Below are 22,935 nucleotides of genomic sequence, written 5' to 3'. Positions count from 1 at the left end.
TATGATGCAATGGCCGTTTGAGACTGAAATGACATGGTTCACTTTGATAGTCGCGACCACGCTTTGCGGCTGCTATAGCCAAAAGGGAGGGCACGCAAATTGCGTTTCAACGCGTTACCTAGAATACTCCGAGGCTGAAATCCGCTCGAAGTCTTGGACCAACAGTATGAACCATTGCATAAATTTCTTGGGTTGGTCGGAGGTGGAAATCGGCCAAGCTGCCCTGGGTACCAAACTTGGCATTGCGAAATACGGGTATAAGGAAAAGGGCTTGGTAACGAGCCTTGATTTCTACATCGTGGAGCAGCGGCATTTGGTCCTTCACGACAAAAAGTGGACTGCATATGTGCTCATAGCTCATGACGATTCTTCATCAGTCATCACAGCGCTAAGGCAAGAGTATGATGCGAACGGACTAGGCATCCATGTTGTCCGAGAGCCTTGGTCGGAAGGTGCCAAGGGGCCGGTACGACAACACCACTATTGGCTTTACTATTCGCCCCCCTACCAAATCTGGCATGGTATGCATGACCGTTTAACTGAACGTGATACAAACGATTCCCCTGGATTTGTTTTCTTTACAGTTTCGGGTAAACCAATTGTAGATTTATTGACAAACACCAACACTCTCAAACCAGTCGGCAACCAATAGCAGGCAGAATGCCAACTATTTGCGTGGCGCAGATAGCGCCGAGAAAGGTGCGTGAAAGTCAGGTTGGCTTCCCAAGCCCGCCACGAGTCTGATACCCCACAGTGGGGCGTTCGCTTCGCGAAAGGTGGACTTGGAGTTCACGACCTTGCAAATCATTGGCAGGTGCGTCCTCACCTATATTCATCCGAACATCCCAACCCAATGGCCACCCACATCCAGTGCTGTCCAAGTCAACCTCGGGAATCTCAACGGGACCCTGAGACCGATAACTGCTTACTGACAACTGATCTCTGGCATTGGCTCCTGACTCCAAGCTCCTATCTTCTTCAATTATATTTTTCTGTCCGGAAATATTTCTGCAAAAGTTCTTTCGGATTTCGGTTTTCGCGCTTCGGACTTGTTCAATCCTGTCCATCCCGTTCATCCTGTCTTCCAGCTTTCGCGTTTTTCCCCATGTTTCGCGGTTTGAGGTCCAAGTCCTGACTCCAGTCTCCTAACTTCTTTGTCTTCATTTTTTGCGAGACTGATAACTGCTTACTGATAACTGATCTCTGGCATTGGCTCCTGACTCCAAGCTCCTATTTTCTGGTCTTCATTTTTATGCCAGCTTATCTTTTTGCCATGTTCGGCTTCCCGTTTTCTGCAAAATCCGCTTCATTCCGCAATCCGCAATCCGCATTTGAATTATTCTCCTCTGGGAGGAAACCACCTTTTCCGTTTCCCTGTTAACGTCGCTCCCGTTGGCCATCACGGGCCGGGCGTTTCCGGTCCGCAGACGCCGTGCGTCGCGTGCCAACACAAACTGAGAACGACATAACGAAAGACATAACTATGGAAACCAACGAAACCCAACAACGGTTCATCGAACTCCGTGCGCAAGGCTGGTCCTATGCCCGCATCGCCCAGGAATCATCCAAACTGAAGTGCAGGACTGGAAACCCTGAAAAATTCACTTCATCACAATTTTATAACATTTTGTGATAAAAAAATGTTTTCATCACAGAAACATCACAATTCCCCAGCCGCGCCAGCCTCAACCCCTGGTGCGGCCTTCAACCCGCGTAGCCGCCGCACGTCAGTCGGCGCTGAATTATTTCCCGGTCTTTTCCCTTTTCGCGTGGTTGGCGTGTTTGGCGGTTCAAATTCCCTTGGCTATCGGCGATCAACGATTGGCGATTTTTTGTGTTCCCCAATTTGCATTTTACAATTTCCAATTTGCAATACTTGGCCTTTTGCCGGGCTCATCGCTCCCATCACTCCCATTTGTCCCATAAGTCCTATCCTCTGAAATATGAAATCTAAAATTTGCGATTCCCCTGATCACTGATCACTTCTGCCTTTAGCCTTTTTACTTTTTACTTTTTACTTTTTACTTTTTACTTCAATGCTGCTCCGCACCACCATCCGCCGCCACGTCCGCCGCATCATCCGCGTTCTCCGCCGGACCGCTGCCAGCACCGCGCACTCCAGCATCACCAAACTGGTCACCCTCCGTGAGCGCGCCGAATCCGCTCTCAACCTCCTGCGTGCCAAACCGCTGCCCGGGGACTTTAACACCCTGTTCCTCGACCACCTCAAACTCCGCCTCTTGGAATTCATCCTCCAGCCTTCCCCCTCACCCACCATGCTCCTCAAATACTTTGAACTCTGGACCAAGTACCTGGCCAAAGCCTCTCATCCGGACGCCAGCCCATCCTTGCCGCCGCACCGCGGCGAAGCCGGTATCCGCCCTGAAACCCTCGCCTACATCGAAAAAGAACTCAAACTCATGTGAGGTCGCCCACCATTCGTCACGCCCCGGCGATGGTCAAGGCAATCGGTGTTTTCGCGTGTTTCTGCATGGGCGAAGACTACCGGCGTTGCCCAAAGAAATACAGCGCGAAATATGCCGGAACGGTTTCCGTCGTTTCTGATTGTGTTACCGCCCGTTTTTTTGTTTATTCCATCCATGGCAAGCGCCCAGGATAGCAAAAAAAACTCCAGCCCTGCCGCCGTGCTGCAAACGTATTTGAACCGTTTGCACCAGACCACGCGGCGTAGCGGGCTGTTGCAGGCGTTTCCCACCACCGGCTTCAAGCGGATGGATCTCATGGATTTGGCCCTCGCTTCGCCCGCCATCCCCAGGGATTTGCTGGTCAAGCTGCTGCGCAGTGAGCATGGCAAAGTCAGCTTCGACCTTGATCTCACAGAACCCGCCCCTGGCCAAGCGAATCCGCAGCGGGAAATGTACCGTCGCCTCTCCGCCGGGCTGGCACGCACAGCAGAGGCCTTCCGGCGGGAAACCGGCGTGCGGAGTTTGTGGCTGGCGTATCCGCTGTTTCATGCGCGGGTCAAGGATGCCATGGGCGAGTATCAGAGCGTGCTGGCACCCGTGTTCCTCTGGCCTATTCGGATCGAGGTACCCTGCCAAACCCAGGGGCGCATCGTCATCGCGCGCGACGAAGAGGCGGGCGGCGCCAAATATAATAAGGCGCTGGATATCTGGATCACCGATAACCTGGAGTTTAATCCCGAGGACCCACGCTTGGATGTGTTCGACGAAACCACCTTGGAAGAACTCGAAAAGGTGGTAACCACGCTGTACGCGGGACTCCGCCCGCCACCCACGGTTTCCCTGACCGGTCCACCCGTGCCTGTGCCCGCCCGTGCGACATTGGCGAAAGAGACCGCCCCCGGAGTGATCAACGCCGGGATCATCGGTTTGATCCAGTGGGAAAAACAAGCGCTTACGTATGATCTGGATTCCTTGCTGCGCACTCAGCAAACGAGTGAGTTATTGAGCGATTACCTCACCGGCAAAGGGCGGGCGCAACTGCCACCTTCCGTCCTGCCTGCGGAGACCGACCGTTTCCTGATTACCGACACGGACCCGGCGCAAGAACGTGCTGTGTGGCAGGCGCGGCATGGTCCCGGCCTGCTGGTGCATGGCCCGCCAGGCACCGGCAAATCGCAGACCATCGTTAATATCGTGGCGGACGCGCTCGCGCATGGTCAACGCGTGCTCGTCATCTGCCAGAAGCGCGCCGCAATTGACGTGGTGGCGGCGCGGCTCACCGCCCAGGGGATGAGCGACCTCTTTTGCGTCGTACACGATAGTGAAGCCAACCGTGCGCAAACCATTCTCGCCGTCAAGGAACAGGTCGCCGCACTGCGCGCCCCGGAGCAACCACCCACCACCATCGCGCAACGCACGCAACTGGCCACCGACATTGACCGTTTGGAAAAACAGCTCAACGATTACAGCGCGGCGGTCTGCGTCACCGGCCCATGCGGCATTCCGTACCGCGACTTACTCTCGGAGGTTTCGCGGCTGTTCCGCGTCAATAAACTGCGGCAGCCCAGCAATGCCTTGAAGACCCTGTTCAAGGGGCGCACCAGCGAGGAATTGCGCAGCCTGCAAACCGAGATTTCCGCCGTCGCCCAACTATGGCAGTCAGCGCGCCCCAAACAAAATCCCTGGGTCCATCGCACGCAGGATTTCCTGCTGGACCCCATTTTTCGCGAGCGGGTGCAGCAATCGCTCTCCGCGCTGCGAGTCGCCCACCAATCGCACGCGGCCTTCACCGCCGCAGCGGGGCTGGGGGTGGAGTTGCACATGCCGCCCGCCGAATTTGTCAAAGCCATGCCAGCATGGGCGCGGCAAATTGAAGAGGGGATGCAGATGGACCGCATTGCGTCCTCCGCGCAATGGCTGGAAAAAGTTGGTGGGCAAGGCGAGGCGGAAATGACGGCGATGGCGGAAGCCTTGCACACCTTCATCGAGGCCAATCGGGCTCTGGCCGAAAATGCTGGAAACCCGAATTGGACGCAGCGCTACCAACAGGCGGGGCTGACGCTCGCCTTGGAATGGGCCGGAATCATCGCCGGACTGCTGACGATGGAGCGCGCATGGTGGCGCTGGTTCTCGCCCGTTTACCACCTGCATCACTTTAAGCTGAAAAAGGCGTTCAAACTGAACCGCCGCTTCACGGCGGAGGAGTTGCAAATGGTTTTCGGCGACCTGGTCTTCTGGCTGGAGACGCAGGCCAAGAGCGTGGACTTCGCCCGCAGCCTGAAAACCGCCTTGACCGCCGAACCGGCGTTGGACCCGGTCCTCAAAGGTTTTCAGCGCAAAGACAGCATTGCGATTCGCAAGGCGCTGAATCAACTGGAAATCGCCCGCAAACGCGCGGTAGTCGCGGCGGGTGTCTTTACGGCGCTGGAGCCGTTTCAGGAATGGCTGCGCGGAGAATACCTCGATACCTTGCGCCAACAGCAGTTGCGCGGGGTTACCATCGGCAACGATGTGGAAACGATGACCGCCGGGTTCGAGTCGCTCGAGTCGCTGCAGAAGCTGGATTTGCAACGTGGACGCTGGCAGGGCTTGGGACGGGATGTTCTCGCCGTGCTGGAACAGGAGGAACCATCGCATCCGCCGGTCGGGGATTACGCGGAGCGCTGGTGGCACGTCACCCGGCTTTCCGCCTGGTACGCGTGGATCGAAGAGTGCCAGGCACGCTGGCCCGCGCTCAAGGAAATGACCGTGCCGCAATATGATGAAACCCGCCGGCAACTCGGCGAATCGCTCGCGCGCAAGCGGACACTCGAAGTGGAGCACATCAAGCAACATTGGAAGGCGCTGCAACTTCAACGGCGCAAGGCGGACTTTGGCGGCGTGCTCGTAAGCCGCGGCCCCAACAGCAAGCGCCTGCGTCAGGTTGTCGAGCTGGGCGAACCGGCGGGGCTGTTTGATTTCCGTCCCTGCTGGCTGACCAATCCGAACACCGCCAGCCAGATTTTTCCGCTCCAGAACGGTTTTTTTGACGTCGTGATCTTTGATGAGGCCTCCCAATGCCCCGTCGAGCAGGCCGTGCCGGCCATCTTTCGTGCTAAGCGGCTCGTCGTGGCCGGCGACGAGAAACAATTGCCGCCCACCGCCTTTTTCCAATCCTCCTTTTCCTTCGGCACAGAGGACCTGGACCTTGAGGAAGCTGCCGTCGCCGCTGAGGCACAGCCCGATCTGCAACGCCAAATCGAGGTGGCCAACGCTGAACAGGCCATGGCGGTTACGGATTTGCTCGAAGCCTCCAAGCCGCTGCTCCACGAATGCCTGCTCAGCGTCCATTACCGCTCAGCCTATCCCCAGCTTATCCAATTTTCCAACCACGCCTTTTACGGTGGTCAACTCCAGGTGCCGCCTGCCTGCCGCACGGTCGTCCAAGGCAGCCCGCCGCTTGTCCTGAAGGAAGTCAACGGCATCTACGAGAAAAACTGCAACCGCATCGAAGCCCAGAAAGTCATTGGTGTCTTGCGCCAATTTTGGATGGTGGACAGTGTCCCGCCCACCATTGGCATCGTGACCTTCAATGAGCGCCAACGCGATCTCATCGAAGACCTGCTGATGGACGAGGCTGCCAAGGACCCCGCGTTCGAGGTCAAATATTTGGCGGAACGCAACCGTGCCGAAGGCGATCAAGACGTCGGCTTCTTCGTCAAGAACCTCGAATCCGTCCAGGGCGACGAGCGGGATGTCATGATTTTCTCCACCACCTTCGGCCGCGATGCCGCCGGGCAATTCCGCCGCTTCTTTGGCCCCATCAACCTTCCGGGCGGCGAGCGGCGCCTCAACGTGGCCATCACCCGCGCCAAACTGGCGGACGTCATCATTACCTCCATGCCCTTGGCCGAGATTTCCGAACGCATGGCCAAGGGCGCGGCGACCGGCAGTGGCACGCTGACCGGACGCGACTACTTGCACGCCTATTTGCACTACGCCAAGGCCGTCTCGGGCAACGACGCGGCCACGCAGGAAGCGGTGCTGGAAAACCTAGTAAAACTGACGAGCGCCGCGCCGGGCGGCCCCGACCCTGCGTCTGCCCCCTCGCTGTTTGAGCAGGAAGTGCGGGAAGCTTTGGAGGCGCGCGGCCTGCGGGTGGTCCCGCAGATCGGCGAAAGCGGCTTCCGCATTGACCTCGCCGTGCTGCACCCGGAGCCGGACCGTGGCTACCTGCTGGGCATCGAATGCGACGGTAAAACCTATCATCCCGATTGGACGCCGCGCGCGCGTGACCTCTGGCGGCAGCGCTTGCTCAAACAACGCGGCTGGACCATCCACCGCGTTTGGTCCACCGACTGGTGGATCAATCGCGAACAGGAGCTGAACAAAATTCTCTCCAAAATCAAAACCCTGACTGACCTTCAGAAGTAAGGAAGGGACTGAAGTTTTGAACATCGTAAAATGAGTCTATCAAGATTGGCCGCCTACTTTGCCGTAGCTTGAAACAGCAGCTTATTACGGACGCACCTGTTTTTTTACGCATTTTTTTCGCGCTTGCACCCCGGTCGCATAGTGATACGGTGAAACGAGTCCTATGAAACACTGGACCTATTGTTTGATACCGCTGCTCTGGGTCGCACAACTCAGCGCGGCTCCTATCGCGTCCGAGGCGGAGTATTCGGAACTACAACGGGAGATTCAAGGGCGTTCAACGTGGAGCGTCACCCGGATCGAGGCGGAGTCACACCACCGCGAGGCCATGATTTTCAAGAGCGATGCGACGCCAGTGGATGTCATCTGGCGCCGCACCCGCGCGTTGCTCAATGATCTCAGTGCCATGCCCGCCGTGCCGGATCTTCGTAACGAAACATCCTCCCTGATCGCTCTGCAACCCAAGGTGGACTCGCTGCGGAATCAAGCGCACCCGGCAGAAGCCGAGTTGCGGACGGGCTTTGCGGAGATCGCCGCCATCCGACGCCAGATCGCCTTCAAAAACCCGCTGCTGAACTTCGACTCCATTGTGTTCCTTGCACACAACAAACAAGTCCGGGGCCATCGTCACATGGTGGATCAATACTTGGGCTTTAACGCGGAAAAAGCAGGCGGGGTGTATGTGCTCCGCCAACCCTTCGGCGAACATCCGAACGTCGAGAGTTTGCTGGCGCGCGCGCCGGTCGCCAATGGCCGGCTCAAGGGACGCTTGTTGGAAAACCAAGGTGGCTTCATTGGCTTGGATTTGGATTATGACGGCAAATCCATCCTGTTCGCGTTCACCGAAGCGGAGTTCCAGGTGCCGGACAACGCTTCCTGGGACGGGCAGTACTGCCGCAAAGCGGACCTGGTCAAAGACAAAGTGGCGGCACACCATTATTTCCGCCCGGAAAGCACCTACCACATTTTCCGCGCGAACGTGGATGGCTCGGGATTGACGCAACTGACCGATGGCATGTGGAACGAGTATGATCCGTGTTATCTGCCGAATGGCCGGATTGCCTTTATTTCCGAACGCGCCGGCGGCCAGGTGCGTTGCGGGATGCGTCCCCTGCCCACCGCCACGTTGCACGCGATGATGCCTGATGGCCGCGACATCATCCAATTAAGCTGGCATGAAACCCAGGAGTGGCAGCCCAGCGTGGATAACCACGGCATGATCATTTACACGCGCTGGGATTATGTGGACCGGGATTCGGATGCCGCCCACCATCTCTGGACCTGCTTCCCCGATGGCCGCGACCCGCGCAGTCCGCACGGCAATTACCCGGATCGCCGCGAGTCGCGGCCGTGGATGGAAATGTCCATCCGCGCCATTCCCGGCTCGCATAAATACATCGCCGTGGCGGCCCCGCATCATGGGCAGGCGTATGGGTCCCTGGTGATGATTGATGTTCAGCAACCGGATGATCGTTCCACCGCCCAACTGAAGCGGATCACCCCGGCAGTTCCTTTCCCGGAATCGGAATCCGCGCCCGGCGTGGCCCATGGCAAAGGAAATCATAAGCCCGCCGCTGAAGTCTATGGCACGCCCTGGCCCTTGAGTGAGAATTACTATTTGTGTGTCTATGACGCCGGCCAAACCAACTACGGCCTGTATCTGCTGGATGCCTTTGGCAATCGTGAACTGCTATATCGCAACCCGAATATCGCCTGCTTGGACCCCATCCCGCTGCGTGCCCGCCCACGGCCGCCGGTCATTCCAGTGGCCACCCAACAGGCGAAAGCAGAGCAAAACGATAACCCGCAACCCACCACCGGCACGGTGGCCATCGTGAACGTGTATGATCACCGCGCTCCCTGGCCGTCCGGAACGCAAATCAAAGCCGTTCGGGTGGTGAATATCTTTCCCAAGGATAATCCCTATATGGACGACCCCAACATCGGGTTCGCCCAATCCCTGGCGCGGGGCGTGCTCGGGACCGCTCCGGTGGAAGCGGATGGCAGCGTTTGCTTCACGCTGCCGGCGGGCACACCGGTTTACTTTCAATTATTGGATGAACAAGGGCTGACGGTGCAAACCATGCGTAGTGACACCTATGTGCATCCGGGTGAAACGTTGATGTGCGCCGGGTGTCACGTCTCCCCGCAAGCCCGCGTCAACCAAGCCGCTGGGACGCTGCCCATGGCGTTGCGCCGACCGCCTTCCACCCTGAAACGTGAATTGGCGGATGCGTATCCCATCACCTTTCCTCGTTTGGTTCAGCCGGTGCTGGATGCCCAATGCGTCGCCTGTCATGATCGCGAACCGAAGTCGCCTTCATTGCACGGCGACCGGTTTGGCAAATATGGCTGGTCGGTCGCCTATCATTCCTTGAAAAAATTTGCGTGGGGCATGAGTGGCGGGAACGGCACCGCCATCGGCGAACGGCAATACTCACTGCCCGGGCAGGACGGCGCCCGAGTGTCCAAATTGTATCAGCTATTGGCCAAAGGCCATTATGACGTGAAACTGACCTCCGATGATTTGCGGCGCATCACGCTGTGGCTGGATTGCAACAGCAACTTCTACGGTGCCTATACGGAACCGGAGAAACAGGCGCGCGGCGAACTCGTCAAGCCGCGCTGGGGCCTTCCGCCCGGGATGCCGTTCGAGACGTTGATATCCGCCAGACCCAAAACCGAAAAACTGGTGCTTACTTTGCGGACGCCCGCGTCAGCCGATCCATAATCGCTCGCCACGGCGGAGTACCGGGCGGTTGCTCCACCACAATCACTTCGGGATTTTCCGCGTCGCACCGATGCAGTTCGGCGTAAATAGCGCGGGCAAAGGCGACTGGATCGTGCGGGATCACACTCACTCCCTGGAAGGTCTCGCTGGAGGGAATCCGCGTATGGGCAATAATCCAGGCACGGCTTGCCGACAGGCCAGCAGCCTTGAGTTGTTCGCCCAGACTCTTCTCCGTCTCCCATTCGCGCAGCCACAAACGCGCTTTGGGCGAATAATGCTTGGGTAACTGCCCGGGACTGCGCAACGCCTGGCTGGCCAACTCGCCCGCCGACTCGGTGACCAGTCCGCCAGGCCCCAAGACCGCTCGCAAGGACTCCTCGTGAATCATGCCGGGGCGCAGTATCCGCGCGGGTGCGGTGGAGATATCCAGCACGGTGGATTCAATACCAACCTGGCATTGTCCCCCATCCACCACCAGCGCAATTCGATTGCCCAAATCCTTGACCACATGCGCCGCACTGGTGGGTGAAATCTGGTTGGACGTGTTGGCGCTGGGGGCCGCCAGGGGAAAACCACAGCGCCGGATCACCGCCTGAATGAACGGATGCGCCGGCCAACGGACGCCCACGGTGGGGCCTCCCGCTGTCACCAGATCCGGTATGGCTGCCGATCGGTTCAGCACCAGCGTCAACGGGCCCGGCCAAAACGCCGCCGCCAGCCGGGACGCCACTGCCGGCCACCGCGCCACGCATTGCCGCGCCATCTCCAGATCAGCCACATGCACGATGATGGGATTATGGGCCGGGCGGCCTTTGATTTGAAAAATCGTTTGCACCGCCGCCGCGTTCAGGGCATTGGCTGCCAGGCCATAAACGGTCTCCGTGGGCAGCGCCACCACCTCGCCTTTTGACAGCGCCGCCGCTGCCTGCGCCACCGCCTGCTCAAACAGGACGGCAGAACTGGTAGCCAAAACTCGCGCTGTGTTAGCCATCTGCATGCCTCCTCCTTGTAAGCCCAATGGCGGCCTTTGGGTTCATGGTTTATTATCTGGCCCATGCGGCTTTTCGGGTAAGGGCTCGAGCATTCGCGGCGATTGAGTTTTCACGCGATAGCCAGGCTGACCACCGAGCGTGATGCGTTCGCCGCCGTTGGCCAGGATGATGCGTTCAGCGATGCGCAAGAGGGTATCGGCCTGCTCGCTGACCTTGCACTCGGCTGGTAACTGCGGGCGCGTCTTGTTCACGTAACGGTCGGGCATCTTGAACTGCGGCAGCGCGGCAATGTGCTTGAGCCCAAGCCGCACTCCCACGACCGTGCCGGCGGTGGCGGCATTGCAATCGGCGTCATGCCCCATTGCCATCGCGTATTGCAGCGTACGATAGAAGTCGTCCTTGCCATAGAGCAAGGCCAGGCAGGTCATCGCGCCGTTGACGGGCGTGGAGTTATCGTTCCACTTGCGTTGCTTGCGCCACTTGTCATCCAACACGCGCCGGGCGGCTTTCCAGTCGTCGGCATTGGCGTGAAACACATTACACGCATCCGCCACGACTTCCGCCATGCAACTCTTGGGGTCCACCGCCGCAAGGGCGAGTTGCATCGCCTCCTCGACCGTACCTTGGTGAAACGCGCGCAGGCTGATAAGGCTCGTCCAATATTGCGCAGCCTGGAGCGGCTCCTCGGAGACCGCAATACGGGCATAGTGAAGGCCGATGTCCGCCGCCGTCTGCGGCATACCGGGGGCAATCAGGCCATACGACTCCACACAGAACTGGCCGGAAAGATTATACCAGGCGTGCGGGTTGCGGGCCACCGTGCCGGTGGCGGGCGGCACGACTCCCTGATCCATCAGTTCACGCGCCTTCTTGTTCGCGACCCAGATGCCGGAGTTCATGTTCGCCTTCCAAATCTCCACGATCCGGGAATAGGGCAACTTAATCTCGCCCTCTTTGGCCATAAACCACAAGTGCGTCCACTCAAAATCATTATCATCATCGGTCCGCGCCCCATTCTTCAGGAAGGTGAATTCCGGCAGCGTATCACGCGGTTGCTCCTTGTATTTCCATTCGTGCGGCAGCCCTTCAATGCCGCCGATCAACATACCGGTCCAACCGCCGTAAATGCGGTCAAGCAAGCCATCCCGAGAGACATCTTCGGCAGACGCGGTAGTCGGGAGGGCCAGCGCAAAGACGAGGGCAACTAACTGCATGTGTTTGTTCATAATTTGATTAACTTGACATGGTCGAAGTTGACGGTTTGAGCCACCGCCGCGCCAGCCGTCAGCGCAGTGATGACCATCAGTATGATAAATAGTTTCATAGGGCGGTTAAGCTCTGCGTCATTTCAATGTAGCCCCGTCAAAACAGCAAGGAGAATTGTGTAGAAAAAGTAAATTCAGACATCTCACACGCGATGAACTCAAACCAGGCAAAACTCTAATTACTGCCGTATCTCTCGCCCCGATGCGTGCGCCGTTGCATCTCACTCGTGTAATGCAGCCCAAGGGTATCCCGATGTTGCTTGATCCACGCGCTCAGCTTGGTGGTGCCGACCGGCGGCGATTGAACGCATAATCGTCCTTCCATCAGCCCCTGGATTTCCTCACGCGTGATGACAATATCCCGCATTACCCAGCCCAGGCAGGTACATGACCAATAGCCCACGGCGGGAGATACCCGGATGATTTTGCGCTTCAGGCTAAGCGTCTCTGCAATGTGCTCCACCAACCCACGGTAAGTAAACGTCTCCGGCCCGATGGCATCAATCACCGCATTTTGCGATTGCTGAACCTGATCCACCGCCAAGGCTGCCAGATCGTCCACATAGATTGGCTGCAATCGGTATTGGCCGTCTCCAAACACTCCAAACACCGGCAGATGCCTTATCCCCCACGCGATATTGTTGATCAACACGTCTTCCTTACCAAAAAGCACCGTGGGCCGCAAAATGGAGTACGAGCAACCGATATCTTGCAGCGCCGTTTCCAGCTCTGCCTTGCCGCGAAAATACGGCAGCGGGGACCGGATATCCGGATTGGTGATGCTGACATGCACAATCCTTTTGATGCCGGCGGCCTTCGCCGATTGAAAGAGCGTGCGGGTATTGGCAACCGCAGTGTCGTGCCGGAACAAGGCGTGATCAAACCGGACCCAGTAGGTATTGATCAGGGCATCTGCGCCGGCCAAAGATTCTCGCAGCAACGCGGGCTGATCAAAATTAAACGGCATCGCCCGCACCGCCGCGCCAAACGGATTGGGACGGGTAAGCGAATTAGTCAGGGTCAACACTTCATGCCCGGCTTGGAGCAGCCGTTGCGTAATATACTTACCCGAATAACCAAACGCGCCAGTGACAACGATTCGCATAAATGAAGATGGTATTTCTTTTATTTCTGTCGTTACAGAAACAAGCGTATCTGCCATTTTTGTCAAGCGTTAGCATTCACCCCAAAATCCACGCCTAAGAAAAATAAAGTGCGAAAATACCTCGCCTAAGCCGATCTCTTCGCAAATCACGGTTCCATACAATTTGTAGATTGGCACGGAATTTGCCGGATCCCAATTGGCTTGGGTATCTTTGGAGGCGCTCGGGCTTAGGCGAGGATCAGGGTTCACCCCTGAAAACTACGTGCTTTTTCACGGATTGCAGCAACCGACACTTTCCACGAAGGCTTTTTGCATTTTTCCCTTGCGCGGGTTATAGGAAGGAAAGCCAGAACTATGTTCGGTAGCCTCCCCGCGTCAATTCAGTTGGCGCGGGGATGGTCGGGCGGAATGGTCCGATGCAAAGGTAGTTCAGGCTGCCGTGGTTCCGACTTTGGTGCATCCCATTTCCACCTTTTGGCGGGCAGCCACTATCCTCGTCTTCAATCGGATCATTCCTCATGAAAGATAATTCTATGCAACGACTTATTACGATCTTGGTGGTTCTTGCCGGTGTAACGGCCGTGGCGGCTGGACAAGCAGCCACGATTACCCATCATCCCGCACGGGATGACAGATAACTAGCCGGAGCGTCATGAGGGGAACGGGGCATGACCTCCGGTACCGCGCCCAATAAACCCAACTGCACCTTGAAGAGGTGCCAGAAAGAAAGCCCGAATCAATTCATCACACCTCTGCGCAATGCCGTTTTGCAATTGACCAGCGGGGCCTTTTTGGGGATGGTCGACAGCACGATAATCAACTGGCTACCGGAAACCACGAACGATAGGTTCGTTCAAGAGTAATATTAGCGATCTATGCGTACTTTCATCATTACCATCCTGATGTTCACAGCCGTGCTTTACGCGGATGTGTTCACTTCGAGCACGATGCACAGCTATGCGCTCGGCAAAAGGTTTGGTTTCGAGGTGACTGGCGAACGTGTGCTCAAAACGCCTATCTGGAAAGCGGACGCCGACTCACCGCCTTTAGCGCCCCGCAGGGCAGATCAGTTAGCGACAGCCAAGTTTCGGAAGCTCATCTCAGATACGAAGGGTTGGAAGCGCGGGAGCATCACGTTGGTGGATGCCGGCGATAGTCTGCACTGGTATTATGTTATTCATTTCGTGCAGATGGACGAATTCAGTGGAGTTCCGCCAACTCTCCACGTGATCGTGTTGATGGACGGCACTGTGGTGGAGCCAAGGATAGATGAGGATAAGCGTTTGCGCTAACCAAGCGCTTTAGCCAATACCGGGGAGCGGTCTCCAGTCCCGCCGCATTCATTGCCGCAACCGCCTTCGGGGTTGCCCGATCACGGTAGTCGGCGTAACCAAGGTAGAATCGGCCCCTATTTCCCTTGCCGATTCAACCTTGGCCTCCGGTGACACAATCCATACTGGATTGTCCGAAACCGGTTCAGGAAATCCTGCAAGGATTTCGGCAACGGAGCCTGGGGTTGCGAGGAAGAAGCTATTGGAACCGAATGTTGGCATTGCAAGTTTGCCACATTTATCTTTCCCAAAGGCTGCCGGGTGATTTAATGGGGGCCGGTTACACAATGAATCATGTTATGAAAATTGGCACACTTTGGCACTCGGCTGTCCTGGCATTATTCCTTCAGACGGCTGGCACGCAGGCGCAGATGGTCGTCAATGGCGGGTTTGAGTCTGGAATGAACGGTTGGCGGGCTTGGTCGCGCACTTCCGGCGGCATCTCCGTGCAACTGGATTCCAAGAACTTCCACAGCGGACAATCCGCGCTGCGGCTGCAGCACACCGGCTTGGAGGATTGGAGCCTGGAACCGACGTTCAACGGGGCCGTCAAGCCCGGCGACCTCATTGATCTGGAATGCTGGGTGCGGATGACCAGCGAGGGTGAGGCCAGGCTGTGCGCCGCCATGTGGGATGCGGCGGGCAAGAATGTCGCGTGGTCCGCCGGGGAACGCCGCGCCGCCAAAACACCCGAGTGGCAGTTAGTGAAAACCCGGATCGTCATCCCCGCCAATGTCGCGCGGATGCAGCCGCGCCTGATCGGCCATGGGAAAGTGGAATTGCAGGTGGACGATTATGCGGTGACGGGCAAAGGCAACCTGCTGGCGTTGCGTCCGGCGAACCTGCCGGGAGAATTGACGCTGCGCAACGCGGCCCTGGAGGTTTCGTTCAACACCACGAATGCAACGCTCAGCGTGCTCGACCGCAAGGCGGGCCGGACCTGGACGCAGCGACCGTTTGCCACCGATTGCATCCTGAAGACGGCGGCCGTGAAAGACGGGCGGTTGCTGTGCAGTCTGTATCATGGCGGCACGGGACTCGATATCAGCGCCACGATGCAGTTGAATGGAGCGCGCCCGGAATTGACGGTGGAACTGGCGGCACAAGGGGAGATGACCAGCACGTTGCGTTTCCCGCATCCCTTCGCCGGTCAGCCGGGGGATTACCTGGTGGTGCCCATGAATGAGGGGATTTCTTATCCGGTGGATGATCCCACCATCCAGCCGATGAGCCTGATCGCCTACGGCGGGCACGGCATCTGCATGGGATTCTACGGCGTGACCGATGGCGTGCGCGGGCAGATGGCCATCCTGGAATCGCAGGATGATGTGACGATCCGCATCGAACGGGTGGAGGGCCGGCTCGCCATCGTGCCGCAATGGGATCCGCAGCGGCAACAGTTCGGTTACACGCGCAAGTTGCGCTACGTTTTCTTTGACCAAGGCGGGCATGTGGCCATGGCCAAGCGCTACCGCGCTCATGCGAAGCAGACCGGGCTGCTCAAGACGCTGGCGGAAAAGCGGCAGTTTAATCCCAACGTGGATCAGTTGATTGGCGCGGTGAATGTCTGGTGCTGGGACAAGGATTCCCTGTCCATCGTCCGCGACATGAAGGCGGCCGGGATGGACCGCATACTCTGGAGCAACCGGCAATCGGCGGAGAATCTGAAGGCGTTGAACGCGCTGGATGTGCTGACCAGCCGCTACGACATATACCAGGATGTGATGGCCGCCACCAATTTCCCGCGGCTGCGATATATTCACAGCGATTGGACCACCAACGCCTGGCCGAAGGACATCATCCTGGACCGCAATGGCCGCTGGATCCCCGGCTGGGGCGTGGAGGCCAGGGATGGCACCATGATTTCCTGCGGCGTGATCTGCGACAAGCAGGCGCTGCCGTACGCGCGCGAGCGCATGCCGGCGGAACTGGCCACGCATCCGTACCACGGGCGCTTCATTGACACCACCACCGCCGCCCCGTGGCATGAATGCTACCACCCGGACCATCCCATGACCCGCACCGAAAGCAAACAGGCCAAGATGGCGCTGCTGCGGTATGTCTCGGAGGACAGCAAGCTGGTGACCGGTTGCGAAACGGGCCATGATGCGTCGGTGCCGTATCTCCATTTCTTTGAGGGCATGATGAGCCTCGGGCCGTACCGCGTGCCGGATTCGGGCCGCAAGATGCAGGTCATCTGGACCAATGTGCCCCCCAACGTGGCCAAGTTCCAGCTCGGGCATGACTATCGCCTGCCGCTTTGGGAGCTGGTGTATCACGACTGCGTCGTCTCGTACTGGTACTGGGGCGATTACAACAACAAACTGCCCGCGCTGTGGGATAAGCGTGATTTGTTCAACATCCTCTACGGCGTGCCGCCCATGTTCATGTTCGACAAACGGTACTACGAACAGAACCGAGCGCGGTTCGTGCAGAGTTATCAAAACACCTGCCCCACCATCCGCAAGATTGGCTACCAGGAGATGACGGATCACCGGTTCCTCACCCAAGACCGCGCCGTGCAACAGACCGCCTTCGCCAACGGGACGGTCGTCACGGTGAACTTCGGCAACACGCCATACACCCTGCCCGGCGGCGAAGTGGTGAAGGCAATGGGTTTCCGCGTGAAGGAGTAACGCCGCGGGCGGGACATGAAATCCGAATACCGAATGCCGAATACCGAAAGAAATCCGAATGCCGAATGCCGAAAGGGTGGCGCGGGACAGGAGTCGGGAATTGGAAGTAAGGCGTTGAAATCTCCAACCGGGTTCGGTTTCGGCTTTCGATTTTCGGGCTTCTTTCGGACTTCGGATTTCGGGCTTCAGATTTATTCCAAGCTGGTCCGCCTCCTTACCTCGGCGGCTACCAAGTCTATTGCCTTACTCGCAGTCCTGGCCGTCCTCCTGCTCACCGCTTGCGGTTCCCGTGCTCCTCGAGCGGACCTGATCATCCTGAACGGCGCGGAGCCGGAATCGCTCGATCCCGCTCTGTTCACTGCGCAACCCGATGGCCGGGTGATTGGCGCGCTGTTCGATGGCCTGACCCGTTACGATCCCAAGACCGGCGATCCGATTCCCGGATTAGCCGAGCGCTGGGAGATCACCCCGGATGGCCGCACCTATACGTTTCATCTGCGCTCGAACCTCGTGTGGTCCACCGGCGAGCCGATCACCGCTGCGGATGTCGTCTATTCCTGGCGGCGACTGGCCGATCCGGTCAACGGCGCCGGTTATTCCAGCTCGCTGTATCAGGTGAAGAATGCGGAAGAAATCATTTCCGGTAAAATCAAAGACGCCAGCCGCCTGGGCATTCAGGCCGTGGATGCGCGCACCGTGCGCGTCGAATTGACCTGCCCGGCCGCCTTCTTTCTGGACCTCTGCGCTTACCGTCCGCTGGCCGTCGTGCCGCGTCAAGCCATCGAGAAGTATGGCGACCAATGGCTGATGCGCCCGCCCGTCCCCGTGAGCGGCCCCTATCTGTTGGAGTACTGGCGCATTCACGACCGCATCCGCCTGCGCAAGAATCCGCGCTACTGGGATGCCGCCAACACCCGCAGCGAGACGGTGGACATCCTGCCGGTGGAATCCCCGACCACTGCGCTGAACCTGTTCATCTCCGGCCAGGCGGATATTATCTGGGATAAAGGCTTGATCCCCTCCGAGCTGCTCGATGCCTTGCGCCCAAAACCGTATTACCACGCCTTTGATTACCTCGGAAGTTACTTTGTGCGGATGAACGTCACGCAGGGTCCGCTCAAAGATGTGCGCGTCCGGCAAGCCTTGGCGCTGGCGGTGGATAAGCGCACCATCGTGGATAAGATCACGCGCGGCGGCGAAACCATTGCCACGTCATTCACGCCCACCAGCACGCGCAATTACACCCCGCCCACCGGCTTGGGGTTTGATCCCGCCCGCGCCCGGCAGTTGCTGGCGGCCGCCGGATACCCGGGCGGCAAAGGGTTGCCGACGCTCACGTATCTCATCAACACCTCGCGCCAGCACGAGCAAATCGCCATCGAACTGAAGGAAATGTGGCGGCGCGAACTCGGCGTGCTGGTGGAAATCCGGCAGACGGAGTTCAAGGTGTACCTGGCGGAACAGGACAAACTCAACTACGACCTTTGCCGGGCAAGCTGGGTGGGCGATTACAACGACGTGAACACCTTCCTGGATTGTTTCCTCAGCCAGAACGGCAATAACCGCACGGGCTGGAAGAATGCGCGCTACGATGAACTGGTTCACCAGGCCAACCTGGAAGTCAATCGCGAGCGCCGCGCCGCCCTGATGCGGCAGGCCGAAACCCTGCTGGTGGAGACCGAACCGCCCATCATCCCGCTCTACTTCTACAAGGGCATCACCTTCTTCGACCCCCAGCGCATCCAGGGCATTTACTTCAACGTCATTGACGAGCACCCGATCGCGGCCATTTGGAACACCCGTCCGCTGGCCCGGCCCTGAACAGAACCAAGTTGGCCCGCTGCAGATCAAAGCACGGGAAGACGTGGTAACGAAGGCGTGAACCGCCCGACGGGTATCCCGCCCATGCGTTCTCTGCTATTCGCTGACTTTCAAGCAGGGAACAACGCTGGATGACCTCTTGAGGAACCGGAGTCGGCACCTGCTTTGCGGGTATTGATGGATTTTACGTATTTTTAATAGAACCTTCCATTTTCCATAGACCATTCAGATTCAGTTAATCCCCGCTCGAAAAAGGAGCTTCTGAGTAGCATGATTGGGAGGGTAATTTGTTCCGTTTAGACTATTCAAATTACCAGTGTCAATCAGAAGTTATACCCAATTAGTAGTATGATTGTGAATAACTAACCACAAAATGTTGTGGTTTTCACTTTACGGCATACAGTTCTTCGGTTATGTTTTCTGCACGTAACATGTACCTGAAGAATTTGACAGTATTGGGGTTCAAGTCCTTTGCGGACAAGACCACGATGAACTTCCAGCCCGGAGTGACCGCGATTGTCGGCCCCAATGGGTGTGGCAAGTCCAATGTGTCGGACTCAATCCGTTGGGTATTAGGCGAGCAATCAGCCAAAGCCTTGCGTGGCGGTGAGATGGCCGACGTTATTTTTAACGGCACGGACGGTCGCAAACCGTTGGGTATGGCTGAGGTGTCGCTTACCATCGGCGGTTGCGAAGAAGCGCATTTGAAGGCTGCCGGAATTGAAGTGGCCTATAATGAGGTCACGGTCACCCGCCGGGTATTCCGCGATGGAAGCAGCGAATATTTCATTAACCGCACCCTCTGCCGGCTTAAGGACATTCAACAGCTTTTCATGGGCACCGGGATGGGCCGGGCGAGTTACAGCATCATGGCCCAAGGCAATATCACCCAGATATTGTCCAGCAAGCCGGAAGATCGGCGGTTGGTGTTTGAAGAGGCCGCCGGCATCACCAAGTTCAAGTCGCAGAAGAAGGAGTGCTTGCGCAAGCTGGAAGCCACCGATCAGAACCTGTTGCGGGTCGAAGACCTCATCAAGGAAGTCAAACGCCAGATTGGCTCCCTGCAACGTCAGGCGGGCAAGGCGCGCCGATATAAACAGTTGATGATGGAATTGCAGCATCTGGACACCCAACTGGCACGCCACCAGTTTGATGTATTGCAGACGGAGATTCGCGAGCGCCGGGAAACGGCGGAGAAATTGCGCGTGGAAATCGAGGTTTGTTCGGAAGGATTACTGCGGCGGGAGTCCGAACTGACCCAGTTGCGCGAACGATTATCCGAACTCGAACACGAAATCAGCCAGGCCCAGCAGAAGGGACTTGAACTCAAAGGGCAATCCGAACGGCATGAAAGCCGGATCCAGTTCAATCAGGAACGGCTGCGCGAATTGGAATCGCAAAACTCCAAGGCGATGGGTGACATTGCCCAGGCGGAGGAACGAACGCTGGCCGCAGAACAGGAACTGACGGCGGTGAGCGAGCGGTTGGCTCTTTCGGAAGTGGCGGTGGATCAGTACCGCAACGCCGTTGAAGAGCGGCGCGCCGCATTGACCGATGTCGAGAGTGAATTGCGTGAGCGACTGGAATCGCTGCGCCAGGCGCAGACCGATGCCTTCAGTGCCGCCCAACAGCTTTCGCGTGTACGCAACGAACTCAACGCACTGGACCTGCAAAAACAGGGTAACACCGTGCGATTGGAAAAGCTTTCCGCCGAAAAAATCCAACTGGAAGAGGAGCGGGTGCGGCTGGAACAGCGGTTGGCACAATTTGCCGCCAACATGGAACAGGAACGGCAAAATGTCCTCACCCAGCGTGGCACCGTGGAGGAACGTCTGCAACGGCTCAAAGAAATCCAGCAGGAAATGATTTTGATCGTACAGGATTTGGATAGCGTGCTGCGCCAGCAGGCGGAACAACGCTCCAAACTCCATGTATTGGAACAATTGGAAGATTCGCACGAAGGCTTTGGGGCCGGCGCGCAGGCGGCCTTGAAGCAATCTGCCGCTGTACTGGGCTCGCTGGTGGATCACGTGCGCGTGCCCAATGAACATGTGGTCGCCGTGGAATCCGCCTTGGGCCACCATCTGCAACTGGTGTTGACCGAGCACCCGGAGTCCGCACACCAGATTCTGGACGACCTGCGCAACAACAAGCGCGGCAAGGCCAGCATCGCGGCACTCGCGTTGCACACCGCCATCGGGACAATGGATGCCGAGGCATTGGCGGGGGACCAGCCGGGCCGCGCCGCCATCAGTGTCATCGAGGCGGATGACATCGTCAAACCGCTGTTGCAAGGACTTCTGGGACAGACGCGCATCGTGCCGGATTTGGCAACGGCCACCCAGGCCTGGCGTGATTGCCATGGCCGGTTTGATTTCGTCACCGCCACCGGCGAATTATTGAGCCGCCACGGTGTTTTCACTGGTGGCTACACCAACGGTGCGGGCAAAGGACCATCCTCAATCCTAGGCCGCAAAAACCAGATTGCCGAATTGAAGAGCAGCCTGGCGCTCCTGCAGGAGCAGAGCAACGAGACAAGCCGAAGCAAGGGTGCCCTCCAGGCGGAGCAAACCGCGCTGCAGGCGGGTCTGCAGCAGGCGCAAACCGAACTGCGCGCACAAGAGGTATCCGTGGCCACCCATCAGGGCGAAATCAATGCCCTGCATAATTCGCATCGCGTGCTCAACCAAAAGGTCGAGACGGTGATGTACGAGATTCAGAGCCTGGCCGCGCAGGAGCAGGAAGGTATGCAGAAGCGCACCAATCTGGCGACGCAATTACAGACGATGGAAGAGCGCGAGCAGTCGCTGCAAGCGCAGGTGGCGGAATTGAACAACGGTTTGGAGACGTTGCGGCAACAGCGTGACGCAGCCACGGCGGCAGTCATGGAATCCAAAGTAGCGTTGGCCGCCGAGGAACAGTTGTGCGCGTCGCTGGGCAGACAGCGCGGGCCGTTGGAGCAGCGGATCCGGGAAATGAAGCAATTGTCAGGACAACGGCAGTCCGAAATGGGCGAATTCGTCAACCGCAAGGCGCAGGCCGATGCGGAAAATGAGGATTCGCGCCGCCAAATTGACCGCCTGCAGCATGAGCGGGAAGTGGTCAACGCCCAAGCGGCCCAGTTAATGGCGCAAAAGAGCGAACGGGAAACGGATGTCATGCGCCGGGAGGAAGATTTGCGCGGGGAACGTAAACGGCTTGCGGATGTGCAGCAGCATCGCAGCACCATTGACGTGGAACTGGCCCAGAAAGAAATGGCCGTGCAGAATCTGCGCGAACGCATCCAGCAGAAATACCAGATAGCCCTCGACAGCATCCAAAGCGAATGCATCACCATCACCTATGCGGATGAAGGCCCGGCCAAAGTGGAAACCTTGACTCCAGAACAGATGTCAGCCTCTGGTGCGGGCACCGATTGGAATGCGGTGGCCGAGCAAGTGACGTCCCTCCAACAGCGGCTGGATGAGATGGGCCCCGTCAACCTGGTCGCCATCGAGGAGTACGAGGAAACCGAGCAGCGCTACAAATTCCTCAGCACCCAGCATGAGGACTTGGTGAAAGCCAAAGAGCAACTGGCGGATGTGATCAACCGCATCAACACCCAGACCAAGGAAATGTTCGTGGAAACCTTCAACAAGATTCGCGAAAATTTCCGCAATCTGTTCGTCGAGGTGTTCAATGGCGGCAAGGCGGATCTCATTCTGGTGGACGAGAACGATGTGTTGGAAAGCGGCATTGACATTGTGGCGCGCCCGCCTGGCAAGCAACTGCAAAGCATTTCACTTCTCTCTGGCGGTGAGCAAACCATGACCGCGGTGGCGCTGCTATTCTCGATCTACCAGGTGAAGCCGAGCCCCTTCTGCGTGCTGGACGAGTTGGACGCGCCGCTGGACGAATCCAACATCAATCGTTTCATCCGGGTGTTGCAGCGGTTCCTGACCCTGTCGCAATTCATCATCATCACCCACAACAAACGCACCATCGGCATGGCGGATGTGCTGTACGGGGTCACGATGCAGGAGCAGGGCGTCAGCAAGATCGTCAGCGTCAAGTTCCACAAGGCCAGTGATCAGACCACCGATCCCAAGAGCGAACCGTTGGAAAAACCGGTGTCAGTCCCAGCGGTGACCAATGAAGACACGGTAAAACCCAAGCAAGAGACCATGGAAGTGGTGATGGTGAAGTAAGACGGCATCATCTCGGCTGATCACAGAA

General features: G+C 57.8%; 12 protein-coding genes. 9 read left to right on the top strand and 3 right to left on the bottom strand.

The genetic code is table 11. The features are described 5' to 3' along the window. The first annotated feature begins 1 nt into the window (after window position 1). The 5 genes from WCO56_02395 (at window position 2) to WCO56_02375 (ending at window position 9,570) form a co-directional block, all read left to right on the top strand. Window positions 2-652 carry a hypothetical protein gene (locus WCO56_02395; GenBank protein ID MEI7728386.1) on the top strand — a complete coding sequence of 217 codons (651 nt, stop codon included), beginning with the start codon at window positions 2-4 and terminating at the stop codon, window positions 650-652. 831 nt (window positions 653-1,483) lie between these two features. After that, a complete protein-coding gene (locus tag WCO56_02390; protein ID MEI7728385.1) occupies window positions 1,484-1,633 on the top strand; it encodes a hypothetical protein in 150 nt (49 codons plus the stop codon). A 403-nt stretch (window positions 1,634-2,036) separates the two neighbouring features. Further along, on the top strand, window positions 2,037-2,426 hold the full coding sequence (locus tag WCO56_02385; protein MEI7728384.1) for a hypothetical protein: 390 nt from the start codon (window positions 2,037-2,039) through the stop codon (window positions 2,424-2,426). Window positions 2,427-2,600: 174 nt separating this feature from the next. Beyond that, window positions 2,601-6,839, top strand: a complete 4,239-nt coding sequence (locus tag WCO56_02380) for an AAA domain-containing protein (protein MEI7728383.1) — start codon at window positions 2,601-2,603, stop codon at window positions 6,837-6,839. A 163-nt stretch (window positions 6,840-7,002) separates the two neighbouring features. Next, window positions 7,003-9,570 carry a hypothetical protein gene (locus tag WCO56_02375; GenBank protein ID MEI7728382.1) on the top strand — a complete coding sequence of 856 codons (2,568 nt, stop codon included), beginning with the start codon at window positions 7,003-7,005 and terminating at the stop codon, window positions 9,568-9,570. Here WCO56_02375 and WCO56_02370 read toward each other — a convergent pair. The 3 genes from WCO56_02370 to WCO56_02360 all read right to left on the bottom strand — a co-directional run bounded on the left by WCO56_02370 (window position 9,536) and on the right by WCO56_02360 (window position 12,932). Then, entirely contained in the window at window positions 9,536-10,561 is a 1,026-nt protein-coding gene (locus WCO56_02370) for an L-threonylcarbamoyladenylate synthase (GenBank protein ID MEI7728381.1), read from the bottom strand. The two genes, WCO56_02375 and WCO56_02370, sit on opposite strands and share 35 nt — an antisense overlap. Before the next feature lie 42 nt (window positions 10,562-10,603). Next, the gene (locus WCO56_02365) at window positions 10,604-11,788 is read right to left on the bottom strand and encodes an ADP-ribosylglycohydrolase family protein (protein ID MEI7728380.1); all 1,185 of its coding nucleotides are present in this window, start codon (window positions 11,786-11,788) and stop codon (window positions 10,604-10,606) included. A 214-nt stretch (window positions 11,789-12,002) separates the two neighbouring features. Continuing rightward, complete coding sequence (locus WCO56_02360; protein MEI7728379.1) at window positions 12,003-12,932, bottom strand: NAD-dependent epimerase/dehydratase family protein; 930 nt, start codon at window positions 12,930-12,932, stop codon at window positions 12,003-12,005. Between the two features lie 875 nt (window positions 12,933-13,807). Between WCO56_02360 and WCO56_02355 the strand changes: the two genes are divergently transcribed. The 4 genes from WCO56_02355 to smc all read left to right on the top strand — a co-directional run bounded on the left by WCO56_02355 (window position 13,808) and on the right by smc (window position 22,907). Then, window positions 13,808-14,224 carry a hypothetical protein gene (locus tag WCO56_02355; GenBank protein MEI7728378.1) on the top strand — a complete coding sequence of 139 codons (417 nt, stop codon included), beginning with the start codon at window positions 13,808-13,810 and terminating at the stop codon, window positions 14,222-14,224. A gap of 338 nt (window positions 14,225-14,562) precedes the next feature. Continuing rightward, window positions 14,563-16,899 (top strand): glycoside hydrolase, encoded by a 2,337-nt coding sequence (locus WCO56_02350; GenBank protein MEI7728377.1) that lies wholly within the window; start codon window positions 14,563-14,565, stop codon window positions 16,897-16,899. 33 nt (window positions 16,900-16,932) lie between these two features. Beyond that, on the top strand, window positions 16,933-18,720 hold the full coding sequence (locus WCO56_02345) for a peptide ABC transporter substrate-binding protein (GenBank protein ID MEI7728376.1): 1,788 nt from the start codon (window positions 16,933-16,935) through the stop codon (window positions 18,718-18,720). A gap of 413 nt (window positions 18,721-19,133) precedes the next feature. Next, window positions 19,134-22,907, top strand: coding sequence for a chromosome segregation protein SMC (smc, locus tag WCO56_02340; protein ID MEI7728375.1), 3,774 nt, complete (start codon window positions 19,134-19,136; stop codon window positions 22,905-22,907). The last annotated feature ends 28 nt before the right edge of the window (window positions 22,908-22,935 follow it).

It is taken from the genome of Verrucomicrobiota bacterium, from assembly GCA_037139415.1.
Taxonomy (GTDB): domain Bacteria; phylum Verrucomicrobiota; class Verrucomicrobiia; order Limisphaerales; family Fontisphaeraceae; genus JBAXGN01.
Note: the sequence above shows the minus strand (reverse complement) of the source record. Positions and strands in the feature narration are given on the sequence as shown.